Origin of the sequence: Enterobacter cloacae complex sp. 677-3DZ2D5B, assembly GCF_004136695.1 — a bacterium.
GTDB classification, from domain to species: Bacteria; Pseudomonadota; Gammaproteobacteria; order Enterobacterales; family Enterobacteriaceae; genus Enterobacter; species Enterobacter hormaechei_C.
Genome location: NZ_QFLS01000003.1, coordinates 1 through 25368 on the forward strand (window position 1 = coordinate 1; position 25368 = coordinate 25368).

General features: G+C 55.5%; 20 protein-coding genes, 1 rRNA gene and 1 riboswitch. Of the genes, 7 read left to right on the forward strand and 14 right to left on the reverse strand.

Annotated features, from left to right (window positions below; all coding sequences use genetic code 11):
• The 3 genes from DD597_RS05235 to btuB form a co-directional block, all read right to left on the reverse strand.
• Positions 1-160, reverse strand: a 16S ribosomal RNA gene (locus tag DD597_RS05235); the annotation flags it as partial.
• Between the two features lie 386 nt (positions 161-546).
• The gene (murI, locus tag DD597_RS05240; RefSeq protein WP_129255996.1) at positions 547-1398 is read right to left on the reverse strand and encodes a glutamate racemase; all 852 of its coding nucleotides are present in this window, start codon (positions 1396-1398) and stop codon (positions 547-549) included.
• Positions 1343-3193: a TonB-dependent vitamin B12 receptor BtuB gene (btuB, locus tag DD597_RS05245; RefSeq protein ID WP_129255997.1), complete on the reverse strand. Its 1851-nt coding sequence runs from the start codon at positions 3191-3193 to the stop codon at positions 1343-1345. The genes murI and btuB overlap by 56 nt, the downstream gene beginning before the upstream one ends.
• Before the next feature lie 65 nt (positions 3194-3258).
• A riboswitch (cobalamin riboswitch) is annotated at positions 3259-3435 on the reverse strand.
• Positions 3436-3539: 104 nt separating this feature from the next.
• Between btuB and trmA the strand changes: the two genes are divergently transcribed.
• Entirely contained in the window at positions 3540-4640 is a 1101-nt protein-coding gene (gene trmA / locus DD597_RS05250; protein WP_003862063.1) for a tRNA (uridine(54)-C5)-methyltransferase TrmA, read from the forward strand.
• Between the two features lie 90 nt (positions 4641-4730).
• Here the strand turns inward: trmA and DD597_RS05255 are convergent, their stop codons facing one another.
• Together DD597_RS05255 and fabR are read right to left on the reverse strand one after the other, a co-directional pair.
• Complete coding sequence (locus tag DD597_RS05255) at positions 4731-5090, reverse strand: YijD family membrane protein (RefSeq protein ID WP_003862061.1); 360 nt, start codon at positions 5088-5090, stop codon at positions 4731-4733.
• Between the two features lie 9 nt (positions 5091-5099).
• The gene (gene fabR, locus DD597_RS05260) at positions 5100-5738 is read right to left on the reverse strand and encodes an HTH-type transcriptional repressor FabR (RefSeq protein WP_003862059.1); all 639 of its coding nucleotides are present in this window, start codon (positions 5736-5738) and stop codon (positions 5100-5102) included.
• 196 nt (positions 5739-5934) lie between these two features.
• Here fabR and sthA point away from each other — a divergent pair, with 196 nt between their 5' ends.
• Positions 5935-7335, forward strand: a complete 1401-nt coding sequence (sthA, locus tag DD597_RS05265; protein WP_003862057.1) for a Si-specific NAD(P)(+) transhydrogenase — start codon at positions 5935-5937, stop codon at positions 7333-7335.
• Here the strand turns inward: sthA and oxyR are convergent.
• From oxyR to argC, 4 genes are all read right to left on the reverse strand, one after another.
• The gene (oxyR, locus tag DD597_RS05270) at positions 7318-8235 is read right to left on the reverse strand and encodes a DNA-binding transcriptional regulator OxyR (protein ID WP_008501786.1); all 918 of its coding nucleotides are present in this window, start codon (positions 8233-8235) and stop codon (positions 7318-7320) included. The genes sthA and oxyR overlap by 18 nt on opposite strands.
• A gap of 306 nt (positions 8236-8541) precedes the next feature.
• Positions 8542-9915 carry an argininosuccinate lyase gene (argH, locus tag DD597_RS05280; protein WP_003862053.1) on the reverse strand — a complete coding sequence of 458 codons (1374 nt, stop codon included), beginning with the start codon at positions 9913-9915 and terminating at the stop codon, positions 8542-8544.
• 105 nt (positions 9916-10020) lie between these two features.
• Entirely contained in the window at positions 10021-10797 is a 777-nt protein-coding gene (gene argB / locus DD597_RS05285; RefSeq protein ID WP_086527949.1) for an acetylglutamate kinase, read from the reverse strand.
• 6 nt (positions 10798-10803) lie between these two features.
• Positions 10804-11808 carry an N-acetyl-gamma-glutamyl-phosphate reductase gene (gene argC / locus DD597_RS05290; RefSeq protein ID WP_023323883.1) on the reverse strand — a complete coding sequence of 335 codons (1005 nt, stop codon included), beginning with the start codon at positions 11806-11808 and terminating at the stop codon, positions 10804-10806.
• 88 nt (positions 11809-11896) lie between these two features.
• Between argC and argE the strand changes: the two genes are divergently transcribed.
• The 3 genes from argE to DD597_RS05305 all read left to right on the forward strand — a co-directional run bounded on the left by argE (position 11897) and on the right by DD597_RS05305 (position 16922).
• Complete coding sequence (argE, locus tag DD597_RS05295) at positions 11897-13048, forward strand: acetylornithine deacetylase (protein ID WP_129255998.1); 1152 nt, start codon at positions 11897-11899, stop codon at positions 13046-13048.
• A gap of 271 nt (positions 13049-13319) precedes the next feature.
• Positions 13320-15971 carry a phosphoenolpyruvate carboxylase gene (gene ppc / locus DD597_RS05300; RefSeq protein ID WP_017383108.1) on the forward strand — a complete coding sequence of 884 codons (2652 nt, stop codon included), beginning with the start codon at positions 13320-13322 and terminating at the stop codon, positions 15969-15971.
• 102 nt (positions 15972-16073) lie between these two features.
• A complete protein-coding gene (locus DD597_RS05305; RefSeq protein ID WP_045343486.1) occupies positions 16074-16922 on the forward strand; it encodes a helix-turn-helix transcriptional regulator in 849 nt (282 codons plus the stop codon).
• On the opposite strand, the gene DD597_RS05310 is transcribed toward DD597_RS05305, so the two are convergent.
• From DD597_RS05310 to DD597_RS05330, 5 genes are read right to left on the reverse strand one after another with little or no spacing between them, the layout of a single operon-like run.
• Complete coding sequence (locus tag DD597_RS05310; RefSeq protein WP_129255999.1) at positions 16909-17265, reverse strand: PTS fructose-like transporter subunit IIB; 357 nt, start codon at positions 17263-17265, stop codon at positions 16909-16911. The two genes, DD597_RS05305 and DD597_RS05310, sit on opposite strands and share 14 nt — an antisense overlap.
• Before the next feature lie 2 nt (positions 17266-17267).
• Positions 17268-18143, reverse strand: a complete 876-nt coding sequence (locus tag DD597_RS05315) for a [formate-C-acetyltransferase]-activating enzyme (RefSeq protein ID WP_129256000.1) — start codon at positions 18141-18143, stop codon at positions 17268-17270.
• On the reverse strand, positions 18109-20406 hold the full coding sequence (locus tag DD597_RS05320) for a formate C-acetyltransferase (protein ID WP_129256001.1): 2298 nt from the start codon (positions 20404-20406) through the stop codon (positions 18109-18111). Before DD597_RS05320 ends, DD597_RS05315 begins: the two co-directional genes overlap by 35 nt.
• Before the next feature lie 51 nt (positions 20407-20457).
• The gene (locus DD597_RS05325) at positions 20458-20778 is read right to left on the reverse strand and encodes a PTS fructose-like transporter subunit IIB (RefSeq protein ID WP_045346531.1); all 321 of its coding nucleotides are present in this window, start codon (positions 20776-20778) and stop codon (positions 20458-20460) included.
• A 14-nt stretch (positions 20779-20792) separates the two neighbouring features.
• Complete coding sequence (locus tag DD597_RS05330) at positions 20793-21872, reverse strand: PTS fructose transporter subunit EIIC (protein WP_048209933.1); 1080 nt, start codon at positions 21870-21872, stop codon at positions 20793-20795.
• Between the two features lie 305 nt (positions 21873-22177).
• On the opposite strand from DD597_RS05330, the gene ptsP reads away from it, so the two are divergent.
• Both ptsP and fsa read left to right on the forward strand, forming a co-directional pair.
• Complete coding sequence (ptsP, locus tag DD597_RS05335) at positions 22178-24679, forward strand: phosphoenolpyruvate--protein phosphotransferase (protein WP_129256002.1); 2502 nt, start codon at positions 22178-22180, stop codon at positions 24677-24679.
• Positions 24680-24693: 14 nt separating this feature from the next.
• Positions 24694-25356: a fructose-6-phosphate aldolase gene (gene fsa / locus DD597_RS05340; RefSeq protein WP_023315033.1), complete on the forward strand. Its 663-nt coding sequence runs from the start codon at positions 24694-24696 to the stop codon at positions 25354-25356.
• Positions 25357-25368: the final 12 nt, after the last annotated feature.

The following is a 25368-nucleotide window of genomic DNA, read 5'->3' on the forward strand; positions in this document are numbered from 1 at the left end:
TCCAGTAGTTATCCCCCTCCATCAGGCAGTTTCCCAGACATTACTCACCCGTCCGCCACTCGTCAGCAAAGCAGCAAGCTGCTTCCTGTTACCGTTCGACTTGCATGTGTTAGGCCTGCCGCCAGCGTTCAATCTGAGCCATGATCAAACTCTTCAATTTAAAAGTTTGATGCTCAATGAATTAAACTTCGTAATGAATTACGTGTTCACTCGTTGAGACTTGGTATTCATTTTTCGTCCGAGGACGTTAAGAATCCATGTCACTTTGAGTGCCCACACAGATTGTCTGATAAATTGTTAAAGAGCAGTTGCAACGCGGCTTTCAGCACATCGTTGCGAGGTGGCGTATATTACGCTTTCCTCATTCAGAGTCAAGCAATTATTTTTACTTTTCTCTGTTGGCGTTCATCTCTGAACCCCGCTGTCCCGGCGGCTTGCAAGCCGTTGTTCCGTGTCAGTGGAGGCGCATTATAGGGAGTTCTCAGACGTTGACAACCCCTCTTTAAAAAAAAACGTTCAACCGTCTCTTTTTTGCTCAAAACCGTGCTACAGCGCCAGTTTTTCGAGCGTTTCAAAGCCATAACGACGTAAAACGGGCAAAAGTTGTTCGGTTTCTTTTGTTATCGCTATACAAAAAGCGATGTTCGCATCAGCGGATTTCGCATCCGGCGCCTCGTGTTCCAGCAACCAGGCCGTCCGACGCGCAATCGCAGCACCGGAATCCACCAGCCGGGTCCCTTCAGGCAGAACCTTTAACAGCTCTTCCTGTAATAGCGGGAAATGGGTACAGCCGAGAACAACCGTATCCGGTGGTTCCTGCATCCGCAGCCATGGACGCAGAATACGACGCAGCTCTTCAAGCGATACCGTCTCGCCGTGCAGTTTCGCTTCCGCCATTTCCACCAGCTCCGCGGAGCCGAGCATGGCGATCTGGCATTCATTGGCAAAGCGCTCAATAAGCTCACGCGTATAAGGACGTTTTACCGTACCACGCGTAGCCAGCAACCCCACAATGCCGTTCGCCGTCAGACGCGCCGCAGGTTTGATTGCCGGAACAACGCCCACAACCGGGAACGGGAATTTTTCGCGCAGGGCAGGAAGAGAGACCGTGCTTGCCGTATTACAGGCAATGACCGCCAGCGCCAGGGGGTAGCGCTTTTGTACCGCGGTGACGATTTCAACCACACGCTCAACAATAAAGTCTTCACTCTTTTCCCCATACGGGAACGCGACGTTATCGAAGGCGTAGATGTAATGGAGATCCGGCAGGAGCTGCCGAATCTCATCATAGACCGAAAGCCCACCGACGCCGGAATCAAACACCAGCACGGTGGGACGCGGATCAGAAGGTGTAGCTGCCAGACAAGGTGTATTCCCGTCCTGCAGTTTGGTAGCCATAAACTGTCTCGTAATCTTTATCGAACAGGTTGGCTATTTTACCACGAACTGTGAGATGAGAGGTGACAGGATATGAAACCGCGACGTCCCACAGGCTGACGCCGCCCATTTTGACGCGTTCTGTTGCATACGTATTCGGATCAACGGCAACGTCATAGCGAGTGCCCAGATAACGGTACGCCAGATTCCAGTCGAGATCCCACACCTGCCAGTCAAGCTGATACTTAACCTGCTGCTTTGAGCGACGTGCCAGGACTTCGTTGGTTTTCGCATTGCGCGGGTCGACGTAGTCATAGGAAATTTGGTGCCCTACCGGTCCGGTATCGAACTGCGCCGTCGCCTCAATCCCTTTGATGCGAGCCTCATCCACGTTGTAATAACGGTAGGTCCGCGGGTCGCTGTTAATCAGGTTATCAATATCATTACGATAACCCGTCACGCGCCAGTTTACCGGCCCCGTCAGGCCTTCAAAACCACCTTCCCACTGCTTACTCTCTTCTGGCTTCAGGTCCGGATTGCCGTAATCCTTACTGTGGATCTGGCTCATGGTCGGCGCTTTATACGCTGTGCCGTAAGAACCGATGATGCGATACCCGTCGATGAACTCCCATGCGGCGCTGGTCTGCCAGGTGGCATGATTGCCAAAGTTAGAGTTATCGTCATTACGCGCCGCCGCTTCCAGCGTCACGCTGTTGAACTGCTGCATCGCCGAAAGGAACACGCCGGTATTACGTTGTTCGTAACCTTTTTCCAGATAGCCCGTACCCGCCTGGGTTTTCTGCTTCTGCCAGTCCAGACCCGCGCCGATATTGCCGTGCCCCACTTCAACCGTATTCAGCCACTGGGTGGTGTACTGCTTCACGTCATCCATGGTTGCGGAGTCAGCGTAGCGGCCTTTTTTCGGATCATAGTTCTGATCTTTGCTACGGCCATACCCTGCCACCAGCTGTGACTGGAAAATACCCTGGTTATAGCGCAACCCGGTGTCCCAGTTCTGGCTGTAAACCTGACGCGTGTCCGGCCGCCCATCAATGCCGGTCGCGCCATAGTGATCGTAACCGTCATACGCGGAGCGGTTATCGTAGCCAAAACCACGGACGAATCCGCTGACGCTGTCGGTAAACTGCTGCTCCACCGAGCCAAACAGCGATTTACTCATAAAACCATCGCGGTCTGGCTGGCGCGGGGCATCTTTTGCGGCAATATCAAAACCACGGGTATAGGTATAATCACCGGCCATGGTGATTTTGGTTTTATCGAACACCTGCTGGAAGGCACCGTTATAGCTTTGATACCCCTTTGAACCGACACCCGCAGAAATTTCCGCACCCGGCTTGTCGCGCCCGGTAATGATGTTAATCACACCGCCAATCGCGTCGGAGCCATACAGCGCCGAACGTGGGCCGCGAATGTACTCAATACGCTGAATCAGCGACGTCGGAATTTGGCTTAAATCGGGAACGTTGCTGATCCCGGCATTATTCAGAGGGATACCATCAATCAGTACCAGAACATGGCGGGATTCCGTACCGCGAATAAACGTTGAAGAGGTCGACCCCATCCCGCCGCTTTGTGCGATGTCCACACCCGGCAGGCGTGACATGATTTCCACAACACTCGTTGCCTGCCAGCGTTCAATATCCTCACGCGTCACGACGGAGGTCGGAGCCAGAACGGTTTTTGCTGGTTGTTCGAAACGGTTTGCTGTCACCACCAACGAGTCGGCGCTTTCCTGCGCCCAGCCCGAAAATGCCGTGACGGAAAACACCGTCAACAGCGATACTTTTTTAATCATTGTTAAAGCATCCACAATATAAGAAGGATGCCGCAGGCCTCACCGATAGCACGCGATGATGAAACCAAATGCGACGTGATCCCGGCAGGTCTTCGGGCTGGGTGGCGTTATACGGATGAAGACTTCCCATTTTCACAGTGTCTACAACTCTCATCCCGCCAGTCTTTACCGCTGCGCGTCAGCTCCAGATTTGCACTGGATTCCCTTTTCACTCTAAGGAGACCGGAAACAGAATGCTACAATTAGACACGTATAGATGTCCAGATAGCTATTAGCCATTAAATCTGGACATCCACTGCACAATCCCTACAATCCCCGCGTAATTCTTTATCACTCAGGACGCATCATGACCCCCGAACACCTCCCGACAGAACAGTACGACGCACAGCTGGCAGAAAAAGTTGTCCGCCTGCAAAGTATGATGACGCCTTTCAACGCGCCCGTTCCCGAGGTGTTTCGTTCTCCGGTCAGCCACTACCGTATGCGCGCTGAGTTCCGCATCTGGCACGATGGCGATGACCTGTACCACATCATTTTCGATCAGCAGACGAAATCCCGTATTCGCGTAGACAGTTTTCCGGCGGCGAGTGAGCTTATCAACCAGCTGATGACGCTGATGATCGACGGTGTGCGCAACAATCCGGTACTGCGCAACAAGCTGTTCCAGATCGACTACCTGACCACCCAAAGCAATCAGGCCATTGTTTCTCTGCTCTATCACAAAGCACTGACTGACGAGTGGCGCGAGCAGGCAGAAGCCCTGCGCGATGCGCTGCGCGCGCAGAATATCAACGTGCACCTGATTGGCCGCGCGACCAAAACCAAAATCATGCTGGACCAGGATTACATCGACGAGCGTCTGCCGGTGGCAGGAAAAGAGATGGTTTACCGTCAGGTGGAGAACAGCTTCACCCAGCCGAATGCCGCCATGAACGTGCAGATGCTGGAGTGGGCGTTGAAGGCGACGGAAGGGTCTAAGGGCGATCTGCTGGAACTCTACTGCGGTAACGGCAACTTCTCGCTGGCGCTGGCGCGTAACTTCGAACGCGTGCTGGCGACGGAAATCGCCAAACCGTCGGTGGCAGCCGCGCAGTACAACATCGCCGCTAACCATATTGATAACGTACAAATTATTCGTATGGCGGCAGAAGAGTTTACCCAGGCGATGAACGGCGTACGCGAGTTTAACCGCCTGCAAGGGATTGATTTGAAGAGCTACCAGTGTGAGACAATTTTTGTCGATCCGCCGCGCAGTGGCCTGGACAGCGAAACCGAGAAGATGGTGCAGGCGTACCCGCGTATTTTGTACATCTCCTGTAACCCGGAGACGCTGTGCAAGAATCTGGAAACATTAAGCCAGACGCACAAGGTTGAACGTCTGGCGCTGTTCGATCAGTTCCCGTATACGCACCATATGGAGTGCGGCGTACTGCTTACTGCACGATAATCTTTAGGCCGGATAAGCGTAGCGCCATCCGGCATTTTTTGGCAGGTGGCGCTTCGCTTACCTGCCCTACAACGACTACAAAACCCTTCTCTACTCCGGCAACTCGCTCTTGCGGCTACGCATGCGAGAGCCAATCCAGAACACCAGCGCCACAGACAGTACCGCAGGCAGGAAGTTAGAGCCAATATCCGGATACTCCGCGCGCACCACCGTGCTATAAAGCAATACACCCAGAATAAAACAGGCTGCGGCCAGTCCCGGTAACCCAACTGGCATCGTGCGGTTCAGATAACGTTGATGCAGGCAGTACACCGTCAGCACCAGCGCGATAATCGGGAAAATCGAGAACGGTACAATTGAGCTGAAAACCGCCGCAAACGTACCATTAATGGATAAGCCAGCGATCAATGCCAGCAACAGCGTTCCTTTATCCTGACCTGACTGTTTCATTACTCACCTTCACTCATCGTTTTGATGTGCCAACTTCTCTTGTTCACGGCGATACCAGTAGTACGCGCCTTTAGAAATCATCCGCAGCTGCAATACCAGTCGCTCTTCGAGTTGCTTACGTTGTTCAATGCTGACATCCAGCGCTTCAGCACCCGCGCTGAACACAATCGTCACCATCGCCTCAGCCTGTGCTTCAGTAAACGCACGCGGCATATGGTTTTCGAGTTCAAGATAGTCGGCAAGTTCCGCGATGAAATGCTGAATTTCACGCGCGACGGCGGCGCGAAACGCGGCTGACGTTCCGGAACGCTCACGCAACAGCAGGCGAAACGCGTTAGGGTTATTGCCGATAAATTCCATAAATGTCGACACGGAAGTGCGGATCACGCTGCCGCCCTTGGCGATACGCTGACGCGCCTGACGCATAAGCTGGCGCAGCATCAAACCGCTCTCGTCGACCATGGTCAGGCCCAGTTCATCCACATCACGGAAATGACGATAGAAGGACGTTGGCGCAATCCCGGCCTCGCGCGCCACTTCACGCAGGCTCAAACTGGCAAAACTCCGCTCAGCACTCAGTTGACTGAATGCGGCTTCCACCAGCGAACGCCGGGTTTTCTCTTTTTGTTGTGCTCTTACGCCCATCACGATAGTTGAATCCTTCCAAAGGCCCGTTGGCACTATACCAGAGAATAAAATTAATCTGTTTACCTGACTTTGTGAATGATTGTTTACGCGCGGTTTGTGCTCCACTGCCCGAAAAAAGCACAACGATAATTGGGTTACCCTGGCAATGATGTTATGATTCTGTTGCTTTTATGTATAAGAACAGGTAAGCCTTGCCATGCCACATTCCTACGATTACGACGCAATAGTTATTGGTTCCGGCCCCGGCGGCGAAGGTGCTGCTATGGGTCTGGTAAAACAGGGAGCCAGAGTAGCGGTTATTGAGCGCTACCATAATGTCGGCGGCGGTTGCACCCACTGGGGCACCATCCCTTCGAAAGCCCTCCGCCACGCCGTTAGCCGCATTATCGAATTTAACCAGAACCCTCTTTACAGCGACCACTCCCGACTTCTTCGCTCCTCCTTTGCCGATATCCTGAATCACGCAGACACGGTCATTAACCAGCAGACGCGCATGCGTCAGGGTTTCTATGAGCGCAACCACTGTGAAATTCTGCAAGGGAACGCGCATTTTGTGGATGAACACACCCTGGCGCTGGAGTGCCACGACGGTTCGGTTGAGACGCTCACCGCTGAAAAATTTGTGATCGCCTGCGGCTCCCGTCCTTACCATCCGGCAGACGTGGATTTCTCGCACCCGCGCATTTACGACAGCGACTCCATCCTCAGCCTGCACCACGAGCCACGCCATGTGATCATTTATGGTGCGGGGGTGATTGGCTGTGAATATGCGTCGATCTTCCGCGGAATGGAGGTCAAAGTTGATTTGATCAACACCCGCGACCGGCTGCTGGCGTTCCTCGATCAGGAGATGTCAGATTCCCTCTCCTACCACTTCTGGAACAGTGGCGTGGTGATTCGCCACAACGAAGAGTACGAGAAAATCGAAGGCTGCGATGACGGTGTGATCATGCACCTGAAATCCGGTAAGAAGCTGAAAGCCGACTGCCTGCTGTATGCCAACGGCCGTACCGGCAACACGGATTCATTGCAGCTGGAGAATATCGGGCTTGAAACCGACAGCCGCGGTCAGCTCAAGGTCAACAGCATGTACCAGACTGCGCTGCCGCACGTTTACGCGGTGGGCGACGTGATTGGTTACCCAAGCCTGGCCTCCGCCGCTTACGATCAGGGCCGCATCGCCGCACAGGCGCTGGTGAAAGGTGAAGCGACGGCGCATCTGATTGAAGATATCCCGACGGGCATCTACACCATTCCGGAAATCAGCTCTGTCGGCAAAACCGAGCAGCAGCTGACGGCCATGAAGGTGCCTTACGAGGTGGGTCGTGCCCAGTTTAAACATCTGGCGCGGGCGCAAATCGTGGGAATGAGCGTAGGTACACTGAAGATCCTGTTCCATCGCGAGACGAAAGAGATCCTCGGTATTCACTGCTTCGGTGAACGCGCGGCGGAAATCATTCATATCGGCCAGGCGATCATGGAGCAAAAAGGTGGTGGCAACACCATTGAGTACTTCGTTAACACCACCTTTAACTACCCGACCATGGCGGAAGCTTATCGGGTCGCTGCGCTGAACGGCTTAAACCGCCTGTTTTAACGCGCTGTCAAAATGGCCATCCATCGCACCGCGGATGGCCTCTGCCAGCTGCTCATAGCGGCTGCGCAGCGGTGACCCCGGACGATAAACCAGACCAATGGTGCGACGCGGCTCCGGCTTAATACACGGCAGATAGACCACGCCATCACGTTTACGCTCGTGCGGCACCGCCAGCGCCGGCAACAGCGTAATACCGCTTCCCGCCGCCACCATATTACGCAGCGTTTCCAGGCTGGTTGCGCGGAAATGGGTATCTTCATCGGCACCCGCTTCGAAGCAGAAGCCCATCGCCTGATCGCGCAGACAGTGGCCGTCTTCCAGCATCAGCAGTTTTTCACCGGCCAGATCGGCCATCGGTACGCGATCGCGGTTCGCCCACGGGTGATCTTCATAGATCGCCAGCATCATCGGCTCATCGAACAGCGGTACTTCAATAAACGCTTCACTCTCTTTAACGAGCGCCAGAATCGCACAGTCGAGCTTACCGCTGTCTAACTGCGCCAGCAGCTGATGGGTTTGCGCTTCATGCAGGTACATTTCGAGTTTCGGGAACGTCTGGTGCAGCATCGGAATGATGTGCGGCAACAGGTACGGGCCAACGGTTGGGATCAGGCCAATATGCAGCGGGCCGGACATCGCTTCCCCCTGCTGGCTTGCCATTTCCTTGAGCACTTTGACCTCGCGCAGTACGGTGCGCGCCTGATCCACCAGCAGCAGACCTGCCTGGGTGAACAGTACCTTACGACTGGTGCGCTCCAGCAGCATCACGCCCAGCTCATCTTCCAGCTTGCGGATCTGACCGCTCAGCGTTGGCTGGCTGACATGGCAGGAGTCTGCCGCGCGGCGAAAATGGCGATGCTCAGCTAACGCTACCAGGTATTCAAGATCACGAATATTCATTATTCATCCTCCGTCGCCACGATAGTTCATGGCGATAGATAGCATAGCAACGAACGATTATCCCTATCAAGCATTCTGTTGAATAATACATCACATAGACGAGGCGGCACGTGTTTGACCCTTGACGTCCCCGCACCGTCAGCGAGTTTCTCTCAAAACTCGAAAAAACTAAAGCCAACGTGAACTTTTGCGGACCCCGTGGTCCGCTTTTTTTTGCGTAAAAAAAAGCCCAGCACTAAGCCAGGCTCCGTTTTTCTCCCTCTCCCAGTGGGAGAGGGCCGGGGTGAGGGCACCAGCCCGCACGGTTTAAACCAACCGGTTTTTCGCATCCGCAATCGCCTGCGCTACCTGCTTCGGTGACACGCCGCCTTTCGCTGCACGCTTATCCAGGCAGGATTGCAGGGCCAGAATCGGGTAGACATCATCCCCGATAACCGCGCTGAATTTTTGCAGGTCGGCAAGCGCCAGCTCTTCAAGGGCTTTACCCTGACGAATCGCTTCCACTACCGCTTCACCCACAATATGGTGCGCCTCGCGGAACGGTACGCCTTTCGCCACCAGGTAGTCCGCCAGCTCGGTAGAGTTAGCATACCCCTGCTGCGCCGCTTCCTGGCAGCGCGGACGTTTCACCTGAATGCCGTCCAGCACCAGCGCGCCCATATGCAGACAGTCCAGCCAGGTGTCGAGCGCGTCGAACAGCCCCTCTTTGTCTTCCTGCATGTCTTTGTTGTACGCCAGCGGCAGCCCTTTCAGGGTCATCATCATACCGGTCAGCGCACCCTGCACGCGGCCACATTTCCCGCGGATCAGCTCCAGCGCGTCCGGGTTTTTCTTCTGCGGCATCAGGGAGGAGCCGGACGTAACACGGTCGGACAGCTCCACAAACCCGGCTTCGCCAGAGTTAAAGAAGATCAGGTCTTCGGCAAAGCGCGACAGGTGCACCATCCCGATAGACGCATTTGAGAGCAGTTCCAGCACGTGGTCACGGTCAGAGACGCTGTCCAGACTATTGCGGGTGGCGGAGGCAAAGCCCAGCCAGCCTGCCAGCTGCTCACGGTCAATTTCATAAGCCGTGCCGGCAAGCGCGCCGCTGCCCAGCGGGCTCACGTCCAGACGCTTTAAGGTATCCTGTAAACGGCTCTCATCACGCGCCAGCATCTCAACATAGGCCAGACACCAGTGCGCGAACGTCACCGGCTGCGCGCGTTGCAGGTGGGTATAACCCGGCATCACCGCGTCCTGATTGTTCTGCGCGGTGTCCACCAGCGCGCCCTGCAACTGACGATTCGCCGCCAGCAGTTCGCCGACGGTCTCTTTGCACCACAGCTTCAGGTCGGTCGCCACCTGGTCATTACGGCTACGCCCGGTATGGAGCTTTTTACCCAACTGGCCGACTTTGTCGATCAGTTTGCCTTCCACCCAGCTGTGAATATCTTCAGCATCGCTCTGGAGGATTTGCTGCGGATCCAGACGCACCTCTTCCAGCAGATTGTTCAGCGCCTCTTCCAGCTGCTGCTGTTCGTCTGCGGTCAGCACGCCAACGGTCACCAGCGCTTTGGACCAGGCCACAGAGCCGACAATATCCTGTTCGGCCAGGCGGTAGTCGAAGCGCAAAGAGTCGTTGAACTGTTTGAACCGCTGATCCGCTGCCTGTGTAAAACGCCCACCCCAAAGTGCCATAACGAATTTCCTTAATGATGATATTTTTGCCCGGTGGCGCTGCGCTTACCGGGCCTACAAAATTCACGTAGGCCGGATAAGCGAAGCGCCATCCGGCACAGAATCTTAAGCCAGAATACGCGTACCAATCGGCGTACCGTTAAACAGCGCCGGGAGTTGCTCCGCGTGCCGCCAGGAGGCGATATCCACCGGGCGGCCCAACGTGCGGGCCGCATCCAGCGCCGCATTCACTTTAACAATCATGCCGTCGGTGATAATGCCTTGATCGATCAGCTGCTCGGCTTTTGCGGCGGTCATTTCCGCAATACGCTGGCCTTTGCCGTCCAGTATGCCGCTCACGTCGGAGAGCAGGATCAGGTCTGCGCCCAGCGTGGCCGCCAGCGCGGTTGCCGCCTGGTCAGCATTAACGTTCATCAGCTCGCCCTCTTCGGTCACGCCGATTGAGCTCACCACCGGCAGAAAACCGCCTTCCAGCAGGGTGTTAATCAGCTTAGGCGAACCTGGCTGCGCCAGTCCAACATGGCCGAGCTCTTCGTCAAGCTGGGTCACTTTTACGCTGTCACCGTCGCCCAGACAGAGGCCAACGGAAGCGATATGGTGTTTCTTCGCCCATGCCAGCAGCGTTTTGTTCGCCGTGCCCGCCAGCGCGCCGGTAATGATGTCAATCTGGTCAGCAGGGGTGACGCGCAGGCCATTTTTCTTTTTCACCGGCAGGTTGAGCCCTTTCATCAGCTCATCCACCACACAGCCGCCGCCGTGCACAATAACCAGCGGACGTTGGTGTGATTCACGATAGTTCACCAGTGCGTTAAACAGGCGCTCCAGCGCTTCTTCGCTGTCCAGCAGTACACCACCGAGTTTGATAATTAATGGGTTCATCATCACACCTTAAATAAGAGCCTGCGTTTCAGGGAAGCCGAAACGAATATTTGCACACTGCATTGCCTGTGCGGCAGCGCCTTTGAGTAGGTTATCTTCTGCTGCCACCACGATGAGATGCTCACCCTGCACGGCAAAGCCGATATCGCAGAACGGCAGGCCGACCACATTTTTCAGCGCCGGCACGCCTTTGTCGTACAGGCGCACCAGCGGTTTGTCCGCATACGCCTGCGTGAAGACCTCGTTCACCTGTTCTTTGTTCACACCCGGCTTCAGGCGGCAGGTAATGGTTTCGAGGATCCCGCGCGGGAAGCTGCCCAGATGCGGGGTGAAAATGACGTCCGCGCCCAGATGCGTCGTGATTTCAGGATGATGACGGTGGTTAAACACGCCATACGGCTGAAGGCTCACTTCGCAGAAGCTGTTGGAAATCGCCGCCTTGCGTCCTGCACCGCTCACGCCGCTGGTGGCGTTGATCACCGGCCACTGGTTCAGATCCAGCAGGCCCGCGTCGATCAGCGGCTTCAGGGAAAGCTGCGCCGCCGTCGGGTAGCATCCCGGAACGGCAATCAGGTTCGCTTCTTTCAGTTTATCTGCGCTCCACTCCGCCAGGCCGTAGACCGCTTTTTCAAGCAGATCCGGATGCTGGTGGGTGAAACCGTAATATTTTTCGTAGAACGCGCCGTCGTTAACGCGGAACGCGCCGGAGAGATCGAACACCACGCATCCGGCTGCCAGGAACTGCGGCGCCAGGTCGTGACTGACCTCGTGTGCGGTGGCTAAAAACACCACGTCAACGCCGTCGGTAAACTCGCTGATGTCAGACATGGGCTGCAAAGGCAAATCAACCACGCCCTTAAGTTGTGGATGCAAATCGGAAATTAACTTTCCGGCATCATTGCTTTGCGCTGACACGGTCAAAGCGGTTATGGTCATATGAGGGTGGCGATTTACGTAGCTTACAAGCTCTGCGCCCGCATAACCGCTAGCGCCTACAATCAGCGTATTCAACATCGGGTTCCTTTATGCTCAACGTTAATGTATTTTTATTCACATTTATTGCATGAATATTGATACTATCACGACCTAAGGTGTGTCAACAATGAAAATGAACTTACCGCCATTTATCGAGATTTACCGCGCCCTGATCGCCACACCCTCCATCAGCGCGACGGAAGAAGCCCTGGATCAGAGCAATGAGTCTTTAATCAATCTGCTGGCGGGTTGGTTTAGCGATCTTGGGTTTAACGTTGAGGTTCAGCCCGTCCCCGGAACACGCCACAAATTTAACCTGCTCGCCAGTACCGGACATGGCGCGGGCGGCCTGCTGCTGGCTGGCCACACTGACACCGTGCCGTTTGATGATGGCCGCTGGACGCGCGATCCGTTCACGCTGACCGAGCATGACAACAAGCTTTATGGTCTGGGCACCGCCGACATGAAAGGCTTCTTCGCCTTTATCCTCGACGCGCTGCGTGACGTGGACGTGACGAAGCTGAAAAAACCGCTCTACATTCTGGCGACCGCCGATGAAGAGACCAGCATGGCGGGCGCACGTTATTTCTCTGAAAACACATCGATTCGTCCTGGCTGCGCGATCATCGGCGAACCGACCTCTCTGCAACCGATTCGGGCGCACAAAGGCCATATTTCTACCGCGGTGCGCGTACTGGGCCAGTCTGGCCACTCCAGCGATCCGGCGCGCGGCGTGAACGCCATTGAGCTGATGCATGACGCGATTGGCCGCATCATGACCCTGCGCGACGATCTGAAAGAGCGCTATCACTACGAGGCGTTCACCGTGCCTTACCCAACGCTTAACCTCGGCAGCCTGCACGGCGGTGATGCGTCCAACCGTATCTGCGCCTGCTGCGAACTGCATATGGATATCCGTCCTCTGCCGGGCATGACGCTAAGCGATCTGGATGGCTTACTGAACGAAGCGCTGGCACCGGTCAGCGAGCGCTGGCCGGGCCGTCTGACGGTCTCCGAACTGCATCCGCCGATTCCAGGCTACGAATGCCCGCCTGACCATCAGCTGGTTCAGGTAGTGGAAAAACTGCTCGGCGAGAAAACCGACGTGGTGAACTACTGCACCGAAGCGCCGTTTATTCAGACGCTGTGCCCGACGCTGGTTCTGGGCCCTGGCTCCATCAACCAGGCACACCAGCCGGACGAATATCTCGAAACCCGCTTCATCAAGCCCACCCGCGAACTCATTACCCAGGTTGTGCATCACTTCTGCTGGCATTAAAACCGCACCGAAAAGTCCCCTCTCCCTGTGGGAGAGGGTTAGGGTGAGGGCAACAAATCGCATGATCACCGTCACATTTCCATAAGCATCTCTTATCTGACGCAATGCGAATTAAATTTCGTAAATTGCCCGCATTTATTCGTCTGCTGAACCGTTTTCGCAGCAATTGACGACGGGGGTTTTACGTGGCTTTATAAAGGGAGATGACAAAATAATGTCCAGAAGATTTTCGCCTGGGCATAAACAAAAATGATGGGGTGACTGGGTTTTTATGAACGAACAATATTCCGCGTTGCGTAGTAATGTCAGTATGCTCGGCAAAGTGCTTGGAGATACCATCAAAGACGCACTGGGGGAGAACATCCTCGACCGCGTTGAAACCATCCGCAAGCTGTCCAAATCTTCCCGCGCCGGTAATGAGGCCAACCGTCAGGAGCTGCTTACCACCTTGCAGAACCTCTCCAACGATGAGCTGCTGCCCGTTGCCCGCGCCTTCAGCCAGTTCCTGAACCTGGCAAACACCGCTGAGCAATACCACAGCATTTCGCCAAAAGGCGAAGCGGCCAGCAACCCGGAAGTCATTGCCCGCACCCTTCGTAAACTCAAAGACCAGCCCGACCTCAACGAAGCGACCATCAAAAAAGCGGTGGAATCCCTTTCGCTGGAGCTGGTGCTGACCGCACACCCAACCGAAATCACCCGTCGTACGCTGATCCACAAAATGGTGGAAGTGAACAACTGTCTGAAGCAGTTGGATAACAAAGACATCGCCGACTACGAACGTAACCAGCTTATGCGCCGCCTGCGCCAGCTGATTGCCCAGTCCTGGCACACCGATGAAATTCGTAAGCATCGCCCAAGCCCGGTCGACGAAGCCAAGTGGGGCTTTGCGGTGGTGGAAAACAGCCTGTGGGAAGGGGTACCCAACTACCTGCGCGAGCTGAACGAACAGCTGGAAGAAAATCTGGGCTATCGCCTGCCGGTCGACTTTGTGCCGGTTCGCTTCACCTCCTGGATGGGCGGCGACCGCGACGGCAACCCGAACGTGACGGCGGAAATCACCCGTCACGTCCTGCTGCTGAGCCGCTGGAAAGCAACCGACCTGTTCCTGAAAGATATTCAGGTGCTGATCTCCGAGCTGTCGATGGTGGAAGCGACGCCGGAACTGCGCGCGCTGGCCGGTGAAGAAGGCGCCAGCGAGCCGTACCGCTTCCTGATGAAAAAGCTGCGCGGTCAGCTGATGGCCACTCAGGCCTGGCTGGAAGCGCGCCTGAAAGGCCAGCGCCTGCCGAAGCCGGAAGGTCTGCTGAGCCAGAACGAACAGCTCTGGGAGCCTCTATACGCCTGCTATAAATCGCTCCAGGCTTGTGGGATGGGCATCATTGCCAACGGCGAACTGCTCGACACCCTGCGCCGCGTGAAGTGTTTCGGCGTGCCGCTGGTGCGTATCGACGTTCGTCAGGAAAGTACCCGTCATACCGAAGCGCTGGGCGAGCTGACCCGCTACCTCGGCATTGGCGACTACGAAAGCTGGTCAGAAGCCGACAAACAGGCGTTCCTGATCCGCGAGCTGAACTCCAAGCGCCCGCTGCTGCCGCGCAACTGGGAGCCAAGCAATGACACCCGCGAAGTGCTCAACACCTGTAAAGCGATTGTAGATGCGCCGAAAGGATCTGTGGCCGCCTACGTGATCTCCATGGCGAAGACCCCGTCCGACGTGCTGGGCGTTCACCTTCTGCTGAAAGAAGCGGGCATTGACTATGCTCTGCCGGTAGCACCGCTGTTTGAGACTCTCGACGACCTGAACAACGCTAACGACGTGATGACCCAGCTGCTGAACATCGACTGGTATCGCGGCTTTATTCAGGGCAAACAGATGGTGATGATCGGCTATTCCGACTCCGCGAAAGATGCGGGGGTGATGGCAGCCTCCTGGGCGCAGTATCAGGCGCAGGATGCACTGATCAAAACCTGTGAGAAAGCCGGTATCGAGCTGACCCTGTTCCACGGACGCGGTGGCTCAATTGGTCGTGGCGGTGCGCCTGCACACGCGGCGCTGCTCTCTCAACCACCAGGAAGCCTGAAAGGCGGCCTGCGCGTGACCGAGCAGGGCGAGATGATCCGCTTCAAGTACGGCCTGCCGGAAGTGACCATCAGCAGCCTGTCGCTTTATACCAGCGCGATCCTCGAAGCCAACCTGCTGCCGCCGCCGGAGCCAAAAGAATCCTGGTGCCGGATTATGGACGAACTGTCTGACATCTCCTGCGATCTGTACCGCGGCTACGTGCGTGAAAACAAAGACTTTGTCCCTTACTTCCGCTCGGCCACGCCTGAACAGGAGCTGGGTAAACTGCCGCTGGGCTCGCGTCCTGCAAAGCGTCGCCCGACCGGTGGCGTTGAATCCCTGCGCGCCATTCCATGGATCTTCGCCTGGACGCAAAACCGCTTAATGCTGCCAGCCTGGCTGGGTGCCGGTGCGGCGCTGCAAAAAGTGGTGGAAGACGGTAAGCAGAGCGAACTGGAAACCATGTGCCGCGACTGGCCATTCTTCTCTACCCGTCTGGGAATGCTGGAGATGGTCTTCTCGAAGGCCGACCTGTGGCTGGCGGAATATTACGATCAGCGCCTGGTGAAGCCGGAGCTGTGGGCGCTGGGCAAAGAGCTGCGCGAACTGCTGGAAGGCGACATCAAAGTGGTGCTGGACATCGCTAACGACTCCCACCTGATGGAAGACCTGCCGTGGATCGCCGAGTCTATCCAGCTGCGTAACATCTACACCGACCCGCTGAACGTTTTACAGGCAGAGCTGCTGCACCGTTCGCGTCTGGCGGAAGAGGAAGGTAAAGAGCCGGATCCACGCGTTGAACAGGCGCTGATGGTGACGATTGCGGGCGTTGCGGCGGGTATGCGTAACACCGGTTAATCGGTTTTGCCGGGTGGCGTTTACGTTTACCCGGCCTAAAATAGGCTTTTCGTAGGCCCGGCAAGCACCAGCGCCGCCGGGCAATACCCTGGTATCCACACCATGCACCACGACATTACCCAGATCCTGACTAACCTGATCAACGGCACAACGCCGCTGCGTCAGGTGCATTTTGCAAACTCCGCTACCTCCGCCCCCGAACTTGCCTTGCAGGTCGATTTTCCACGTCTGGAGATCGCGATCGAAGGTTCGATGAAAGACCAGGCTGGCTGCGTTTTACAGCAGGGTGATGTTTTATACGTCCCGGCTGGCGGCTGGAATAATCCACAATGGCAAGCACCCGCAACAACGCTGAGCATCCTGTTTGGCAAACAGCAGCTTGGGTTTAGCCTTTTGCACTGGAATGGTATAGACGTGCGAAACCTGACAAAGCAGCACGTTGCCCGCCGCGGTCCCCGTATTGGATCGTTACTTTTACAGACGCTTCATGAAATGCAGATGCAACCGCATGAGCAACAAACCGCGCGGCTGATTATTGCCAGCCTGCTTAGCCACTGCGTCGACCTGCTGGGTAGTCAGATCCAAACCGCCTCCCGCAGCCAGGCTTTGTTTGAAGCAATTCGGGTCTATATTGACGAACACTACGCCACTCCCCTTACCCGGGAATCCGTCGCGCAGGCGTTTTATATCTCCCCAAACTACCTGTCGCATCTGTTCCAGAAAACGGGCGCAGTGGGTTTCAATGAGTACCTGACGCACACCCGACTGGAACACGCGCGCCAGTTACTGAAAGGATATGATTTGAAAGTGAAAGAGGTGGCGCATGCCTGCGGATTTGTCGACAGCAACTATTTCTGCCGGTTGTTTCGTAAAAACACCGAGCGTTCGCCGTCAGAATACCGTCGCCAGTATCACAGCCAGCTCACCGGGAAGGTCATTAGTCCAGAATGACCTGAGTATGCTGCGGAGCGGCTAACATTTTACGCACCGCCCCCATCACCTTTTGTGGGTCGCGTAAAAAGGCGCTAATACCGCACTTCACGTAGCGCGCATGCTCGAAACGTTCGCTGCCCGCCAGTTCGATATCGGTAATGAGCAATACGACATCGGCTCGCCGTATGTCGTCTTCCGTAAGCTCGCACTCAACACCCAGCGCTCCCTGCGTCTCAATGTTAACGCTCCACTTATCCTGCTGGCAGAGCTTTTCCAGACGTTCGGCAGCCATATAGGTATGTGCGACGCCACTGACACACGCGGTCACCGCCACCAGATGACGTCCCGTTATCACTGTCATGTTCAGCCTCCCACGGTAACATTGAAACCTTCGCGCTCTGCCAGTTGACGCATCGCTGACACCTCATCTTCTGTCGGAGGGGTCGCTTGCCGCATTCCCCACTCCTGTCCCAGCAGACGGTATTTTGGCTCCCCATACTGATGAAAGGGCAATAAATGCAGTTGCCGTATTCCTGAAGGTAGCAGGAAAGCCAGCACGCGCGCCATGTTCGTTTCGTTAAGCGTATAGCCAGGAATAAGCGGCACACGAGGAATCACGTTTATCCCGTCAGCCACCAGCTGGCGGAAATTATCCAGCACTCTGGGAAGATTCATTGCCACAATCGATTGGGCCAGATCCGCGTCCATGATCTTTAAATCAAACAACACTTCATCACACTGGCGAGCCAGCGGCATTAATCGGGACAAAGGGGCATCGCCTGCCGTTTCGATGGCCGTATGCACGCCGAAACGGCGTAAACCCTGTAGAAATTTTGTCGCGAAAGGCGCATGCAGCAACACTTCGCCACCCGAGAGCGTCACCCCACCTCCAGAGGAACGAAAGAAAACATCGTCTTTCATTACCTCGCTTACCAGCTCCTCCAGCGTAACATCCCGCCCGATAGGCTCAAATGCGCCGGAGGGGCACTCATCGACGTCCCGCAAACAGGGGTCGCAGTGAAGACATTTACTTTCTCTACGTACCGTCTCGATTTTCGGTGAAATCGACTCCGGATTCGCACACCACGGACAACGGTGAGGACAACCTTTAAAAAAGACCACCGTACGGATGCCGCGACCGTCATTCAATGAGTAGCGCTGGATATTGAAAATACGCGCCACCTCGGCGTGCGTTTCAACCACGTCACAGCTGATGCGCTGTGCGGCGGATAATGTCATCCTGGATCTCCTTCGATAACTCAACAAAGAAGGCGCTGTAGCCAGCAACGCGCACCACCAGCCCGGCAAAATCCTGTGGACGCTGTTGCGCTTCACGCAATGTTTCCGCGTTCACCACGTTGAACTGGATATGCTGCAACTTAAGCTGGGTGAAAGCACGAAGGAAATCCGCCAGCTTTTGCAGCCCGGCATCGCCTTCCAGCGTCGCAGGGGTAAATTTAACGTTTAACAGCGTACCGTTAGATAACAGATAGTTATCCAGCTTGCTTACCGATTTAAGTACCGCCGTTGGGCCCTGCATATCTTGCCCAAGCATCGGCGAGAGCCCACCGTCAGCCAGTTGCTCTCCGGCAAAGCGGCCATCCGGTGTAGCTCCCACCACTGCCCCCAGCGGCACGTGTGCCGATACGGTATAAGAGCCTGGCGTGAACTGTCCGCCGCGCGGGTTCCGGTATTTTTCGACCTCTTTACAGTAATGGCGCAACAGTTCAGCGCTGATATTGTCGACATCATCGATATCATTGCCGTATTTTTCGAAGCGATTGATCAACCTTGCACGCACCTTTTCTCCCTCGGGGGTGGCAAAGTTCGCTTTTAACACGGCTAAGAGCTCATCAAAACTTAAGCGCTGCTGTTCAAAGACCAGCCCTTTCAGGGCGTGCAGTGAATCACTCAGATTGGCTATCCCGATCCCCTGAACGCCAGAAAAGTTATATCGCGCCCCGCCGTCGGTAATATCTTTCCCTGATTCAAGGCAATCGCTGATAAATGAAGAGAGCAACGGTACCGGTGCCCAGTCTCGATGGCCGATATCGCAAATGTTGCTCCCCTCAACCATCAGCGCAATGTAGTGGTTAATTTTGGCCCGAATATGGTCCAGCAAGCCTTCATAACTCAGCGTTGAATTGCCTTCGTTCTCCAGCATCGCGATTTCCATTACTTTCAGCAGGTTAAACATCGCGATATCGTGCAGACCGTAGGTTTTACCCGGAATTGACAGTTCTACACAGCCTACCACCGCGTAGTCGCGCGCATCCTCCAGCGACACACCCCGATTCAGGAAAGCGGGTACCACCACTTCATCATTGAAAATCTGCGGAATACCAGTGCCCAGGCGGATCGTCTCTGCCGTTTTAAGCAGGAAAGGTCGGTCGATAAGTTCATTAACCCGTACGCCAAGGTTCGGTTGAGGAAGCTGAACGCTTTGGTAAGCATCCAGGCACAGGAAGGAAAGCACATTCACCGCGTTACGCCCGCTTTCCGTCAGTCCGCCCAATAACGCGGTATACCCGGTCGGGAAGCCGGCAAAATAACGGGCGCTGCTGGTCGAGCGCAAGAGCACCACGTCGTTACACTTCACCCACAGCGATTCCAGCAGCTCTTTCAGAAATGCCGGGTCGTCTCCCTGCGTTAACGAGGCCTGATAAAACGGCAGCATATACTGGTCGAAGCGCCCAATAGAAAGCGAGCTGGCGTTAGATTCGTATTGCAAAATGACGTTCATATACCAGAACAGCTGACACGCCTGCCAGAACGTTTGCGGCTTATGCTCCGCGTTGTGCCGCGAGATTTCGGCAATCTTTCGTAGCTCTTCACGCCGTGAAGCGTCATCACAGACGGTTGCAAGCGTTTCAGCCAGCGCAGCATAGCGCAGAATATGGCGCTGGGAGGCTTCAAGCAGAATCAGCGCGGCGGCATAGAACGTGTTCTGAGCATCGCGGGCACAATATTCTCGCATTTGCTCCACCAGCGCACCCAGCCCGTTATTCAGCAGGCGCGGATAATCAATAATGATATGCCCCTGCCCTTTGTCCGTCTGGTTGACGCTGAAAATTTGCGTCCCTACAGCGGCTTTCACCTCATCCGTCATCTGGCTGTTGATGAAATCTTTCATCGACCGTTTTTCCCAATAGGGATACAGCACGTCGCGGTAGATCTGCTTATCCGCTTCGCCGATCTCGAAGCGGTCCTGCGGACGTGTGGAAAACTGGTCCAGCTCCTTAAGTAGCCAGTACGGATCCATCTCAGGGGACATAATGCCCGCGCGCGGTTTAACGGTGCGGTTTCCGGCAATCAGTTCCTCATCACGAATCGCGATATTCACATGGTCAAGAATGTACGCCGTGGCTTTTGCTCGCCTGAGGATAACCGGCTCGCCCTCCGTCTGTTGATGGCTGGCGGTATAGAGCAAAGCACGCTCAAGCGAGATTTCACGTGGACTGGCAAAAAGTGCGTCTTTCAAACGCTGGATACGATTCGTCATGAGGGAACTCCTGTAACGGAAAACGAACCCGCCCCGAAGGGCGGGAGAGCGTCAGGCGATTTGCGCCAGGTGGGCATCAATTTTGTTCATGATGGCGTCGGCGCGTTTTACCGCGTCGCTGATATTGACGCGTACAATGGTTTTCCCGGCAAAGCGCTCTTCGAATTTAATGCCGATATCTTTGGTCAGGATCACCATATCGGCGGCGGCAACGTCTTCTGCCGTCAGTTCGTTCTCCAGGCCAATTGACCCCTGCGTTTCAACCTTCACTTCCCAACCTTTAGATTTGGCGGCACTTTCCAGCGCTTCGGCCGCCATGTAGGTATGGGCAACGCCTGACGGACAAGCTGTTACTGCGATAATTCGGGCCATGTTCTTTTCCTCAATCAGTTAATTTCGAAATCCAGATCCAGGTCGTCCTCTTTTTCCTCGACCTGTTTTGCATTCTTGCGGGCAAAACTCTTCAGCACGTTAACGCTAATGGCCGTCACAACAGCCCCCACGGCAACCGCCACGATGTAGCCCAGCTTGCCCTCCACCACAGGGAGAACGATGAGCCCGCCCCAACCGGCATAGCATTGTGCGCCCATCACGGCGGCCGTCACTGCGCCACATGCGGATCCCAGCATGATGGAGGGAATAACGCGCAGAGGATCAGCAGCAGCGAACGGAATGGCCCCTTCGGTGACCCCCACGCAGCCCATCACTAATGCAGCCTTACCCGCTTCACGCTCTTCACCGGTAAAATTCTTGCGATTAATCAGCGTCGCCAGGCCTAATCCTAGCGGTGGTATGCAAATAGCCACGGCGGCAATTGCAACGACGGTATAGACGCCCTGCGCAACGCAAATCAGCATGAAGGCATACGCCACTTTGTTGACCGGGCCGCCCATATCGAACGCCAGCATGAGACCGATAATAATGGCGAGTACCACAATGCTGCCCTGCTGCATTCCTTGCAGCCACTGGGTAAGGCCGGTGGTCAGTGCGCCTACAGGCTCGCCCAGCCCCCACATCATGATGCCTGCTGTGATAAACGTGCCGATAATCGGGATGATGAAGATAGGCATGACGGAGCGCAGCACTTTCGGGACCGGCAGTTTTTTCAAGTACCAAACGACAATCCCACCGAAAATCCCGGCGATAATCGCGCCAAAGAACCCGGCACCGAAGCTGTTGCCCACCCAGGCGGCAATTGCACAGGGAGCCAGCGCGGCACGTTCTGCAATGGAGTAGCCGATATAGGCGGCGAGGAATGGCACCATCAGCGTTAACCCCACCACGCCGATATCAAAGAGCTTTTTCAGGTTGGGATCGGTTGCGGCATCGGGCACCGCGCCTTTGCCATACAACATGACCGAAACCGCCAGCAAAATGCCGCCCGAGACCACAAACGGGATCATGTGCGACACCCCAGTCATCAGATGCTGCCGCGTGTTCTTGAGAATATGCACCAACTCTTTCATATGTCGCTCCTGGCCTAAAACCATAAAGATGTTGTGGCAAACAATAGGCAATCAGGAAGACGGCGGACAGGAGACAAAAAGGCCATTTACTGGATTTTTGTAATGTCGAAATAAAAATGCGATCCGCCTCGACATTTCTGATAGACGTTACGCATAAGACAAAGGACCACAACCTGTGAGTCAAATCTCACTTTCCACGTGACATTACATTTGTCCAGCTTTTGGCAGATTTGTCACATGGCGCGCGTCATCAACACACTCGTATGCTGTTGCCCAATGAATGAGGATTGATTTCAGGAGTGTGTATGGCTCTCGTAGTGGAATTTACCTGTGAATTACCCAACGGTGTTCACGCGCGTCCGGCAAGTCATGTGGAAACGCTGTGCAATACGTTTATCTCGCAAATCGAATGGCACAACCTGCGCACAGACCGTAAAGGGAATGCCAAGAGCGCACTGGCAGTCATTGGCACCGATACGCTGGCAGGCGATGCCTGTCGTCTGGTGATCCAAGGTGAAGATGAGCAGAACGCCTATCAGCAACTGGAACAATGGCTCCGGGAAGAGTTCCCACACTGTGATGCGCCGCTCGCAGAAGCCATTAATATTGAGCGCGATCCGCTGCCAGAATCCCTCGCGCGCCTTAATCCAACGCTTTTCCGCGCCCTGCCCGTTTGCAGCGGTAGCGCCCAGGGCGTGTTGACCTTGCTGGCCTCGCTGGATCTCAACGCACTGTCAGATTTAGCCGAAGCGAAAGACGAAGGAGATGAGCAGTTAGCACTGGATAATGGTCTCACCCTGCTGGTGAAAAACATTGAGCTGCGCGCGCTGGACAGCGACAGCACCGCCAGCGCCATTCTTGAAGCCCATCGTTCGCTGGCTACGGATACCTCGCTGCGCCAGCACCTCCTGTCAGGGGTCAACCGGGGCTTAAGCTGCGCTCAGGCCATCATCGCCACGGCGAACCATTTCTGCGATACGTTCTCTCGTTCCAGCAGCACGTATTTGCAGGAGCGTGTGCTGGACGTACGCGACGTCTGCTATCAGCTTTTACAGCATATCTACGGTGAAGCGCGTTTCCCGTCTCCGGGGCAACTGACGCAGCCGAGCGTCTGCCTTGCTGACGACCTCACGCCCGGCCAGTTCCTGGAACTGGATAAAACCTTGCTAAAAGGGCTGCTGTTAAAAAGCGGTGGAACAACCTCGCATACGGTTATTCTTGCACGTTCCTTTAATATTCCGACGCTGGTGGGCGTCGACAATGAAAGCCTGCTGCAGTGGCGCAATCAATCCGTATTTATCGATGGCAATGCTGGTGCCGTCGTGGTCGATCCCAGCGATGCGGTGGCGCGCTACTACCGACAGGAAGCACGGGTACAACAGGCACTACGCGAGCAGCAGGGCATCTGGCTGGACCGGGAAGCCAGAACCGCCGACGGCCTGCGGGTTGAGATTGCCGCGAACATCGCCCATGCGGTGGAAGCGCAGGCAGCCTTTGAGAACGGCGCCGAGGGCGTTGGCCTGTTTCGCACCGAAATGCTTTATATGGACCGCAGCAGCGCGCCCGGTGAAAACGAGCTCTACAACATTTTCTGTCAGGCACTGGAAAGTGCAAACGGGCGCAGCATCATCGTGCGGACCATGGATATCGGCGGCGATAAGCCGGTAGAGTACCTGAAGATCCCGGCCGAAAATAACCCGTTCCTCGGTTACCGCGCCGTACGTATTTACGAAGAGTATGCAGTGCTTTTCACCACCCAGCTTCGGGCGATCCTGCGCGCCTCTGCTCACGGCAGCCTGAAGATCATGATCCCGATGATCTCTTCCATGGAAGAGATCCTGTGGGTGAAAGAGAAACTTGCCGAAGCGAAACAACAGCTCCGCGCTGAGCATATTCCGTTTGATGAGAAAATCCCGCTTGGCATCATGCTGGAAGTCCCTTCGGTGATGTTTATCATCGACCAGTGCTGCGAAGAGATTGATTTCTTTAGCATCGGTAGCAATGACCTGACGCAGTATCTGCTGGCTGTTGATCGCGATAACGCCAAAGTCACACGCCATTACAACAGCCTGAACCCGGCCTTCCTGAGGGCGCTGGATTACGCGGTACAAGCCGTCCATCGCCAGGGGAAATGGATTGGCCTGTGCGGCGAACTGGGTGCAAAAGGCTCGGTGTTGCCATTGCTGGTGGGTCTGGGTTTGGACGAGCTGAGCATGGGGTCGCCCGCTATCCCGGCAACCAAAGCGCGTCTGGCTCAGCTTGATAGCCGCGCCTGCCGCCAGTTGCTGAATCAGGCCATGGCGTGTCGCACTTCGCTTGAAGTGGAGCACCTGCTGGCGCAGTTCCGCATGAATCAGCAGGACACACCTCTGGTTACACCTCGCTGCATTTCACTGGACAATGACTGGAACAGCAAAGAAGAGGTCATGAAGGGAATGACCGATAACCTGCTGCTCGCAGGACGTTGCCGCTACCCACGCAAGCTGGAGGCCGATCTGTGGGCACGCGAAGCGGTCTTCTCCACCGGGCTCGGCTTTAGCTTTGCTATCCCGCACAGCAAATCGGAGCACATTGAGCAATCCACCATCAGCGTTGCACGCCTGAAAGCCCCCGTCATGTGGGGAGATGAAGAAGCACAATTCATCATCATGCTAACGCTGAATAAACACGCCGCGGGCGATCAACATATGCGTATTTTCTCCCGACTGGCACGCCGCATCATGCATGAGGATTTCCGCAATGCGCTGGTTAACGCCAGCTCAGGGGAGGCGATTGCTTCCCTGCTACAACACGAATTAGAACTGTAAAACGAGGAAGAGTGATGGAACTGTACCTGGATACCGCCAACGTAGCGGAAGTTGAACGCCTGGCGCGCATTTTTCCCATTGCGGGCGTTACCACCAACCCGAGCATCATTGCCGCCAGCCGTGAATCCATCTGGGACGTGCTGCCGCGCCTGCAAAAAGCCATTGGGCCGGAAGGCATGCTGTTTGCTCAAACCATGAGCCGCGATGCCGAAGAAATGGTGGCGGAAGCAAAACGGCTGAACAATGCCCTGCCGGACATCGTGGTAAAAATTCCCGTCACTGCACAGGGGCTCATCGCGATTAAGGCGCTGAAGAAAGAGGGAATTACCACGCTGGGCACCGCCGTTTACAGCGCCGCTCAGGGTTTACTGGCCGCGCTGGCAGGCGCGAAATACGTTGCGCCGTACGTCAACCGCGTCGACGCACAGGGCGGCGACGGTATTGGCATGGTACAGGAGCTGCAGTCCCTGCTGGAACTGCATGCGCCGGAAAGCATGGTGCTGGCTGCCAGCTTTAAAACGCCGCGCCAGGCGCTGGATTGCCTGTTGGCAGGATGTGAGGCAATCACGCTTCCCTTAGACGTAGCGCAACAAATGCTCGACACACCAGCGGTAGAGTCAGCCATAGAGAAGTTCGAGCAGGACTGGAAAAACGCGTTTGGTAACCTCAACCTCTAAGGGAGAACTGTT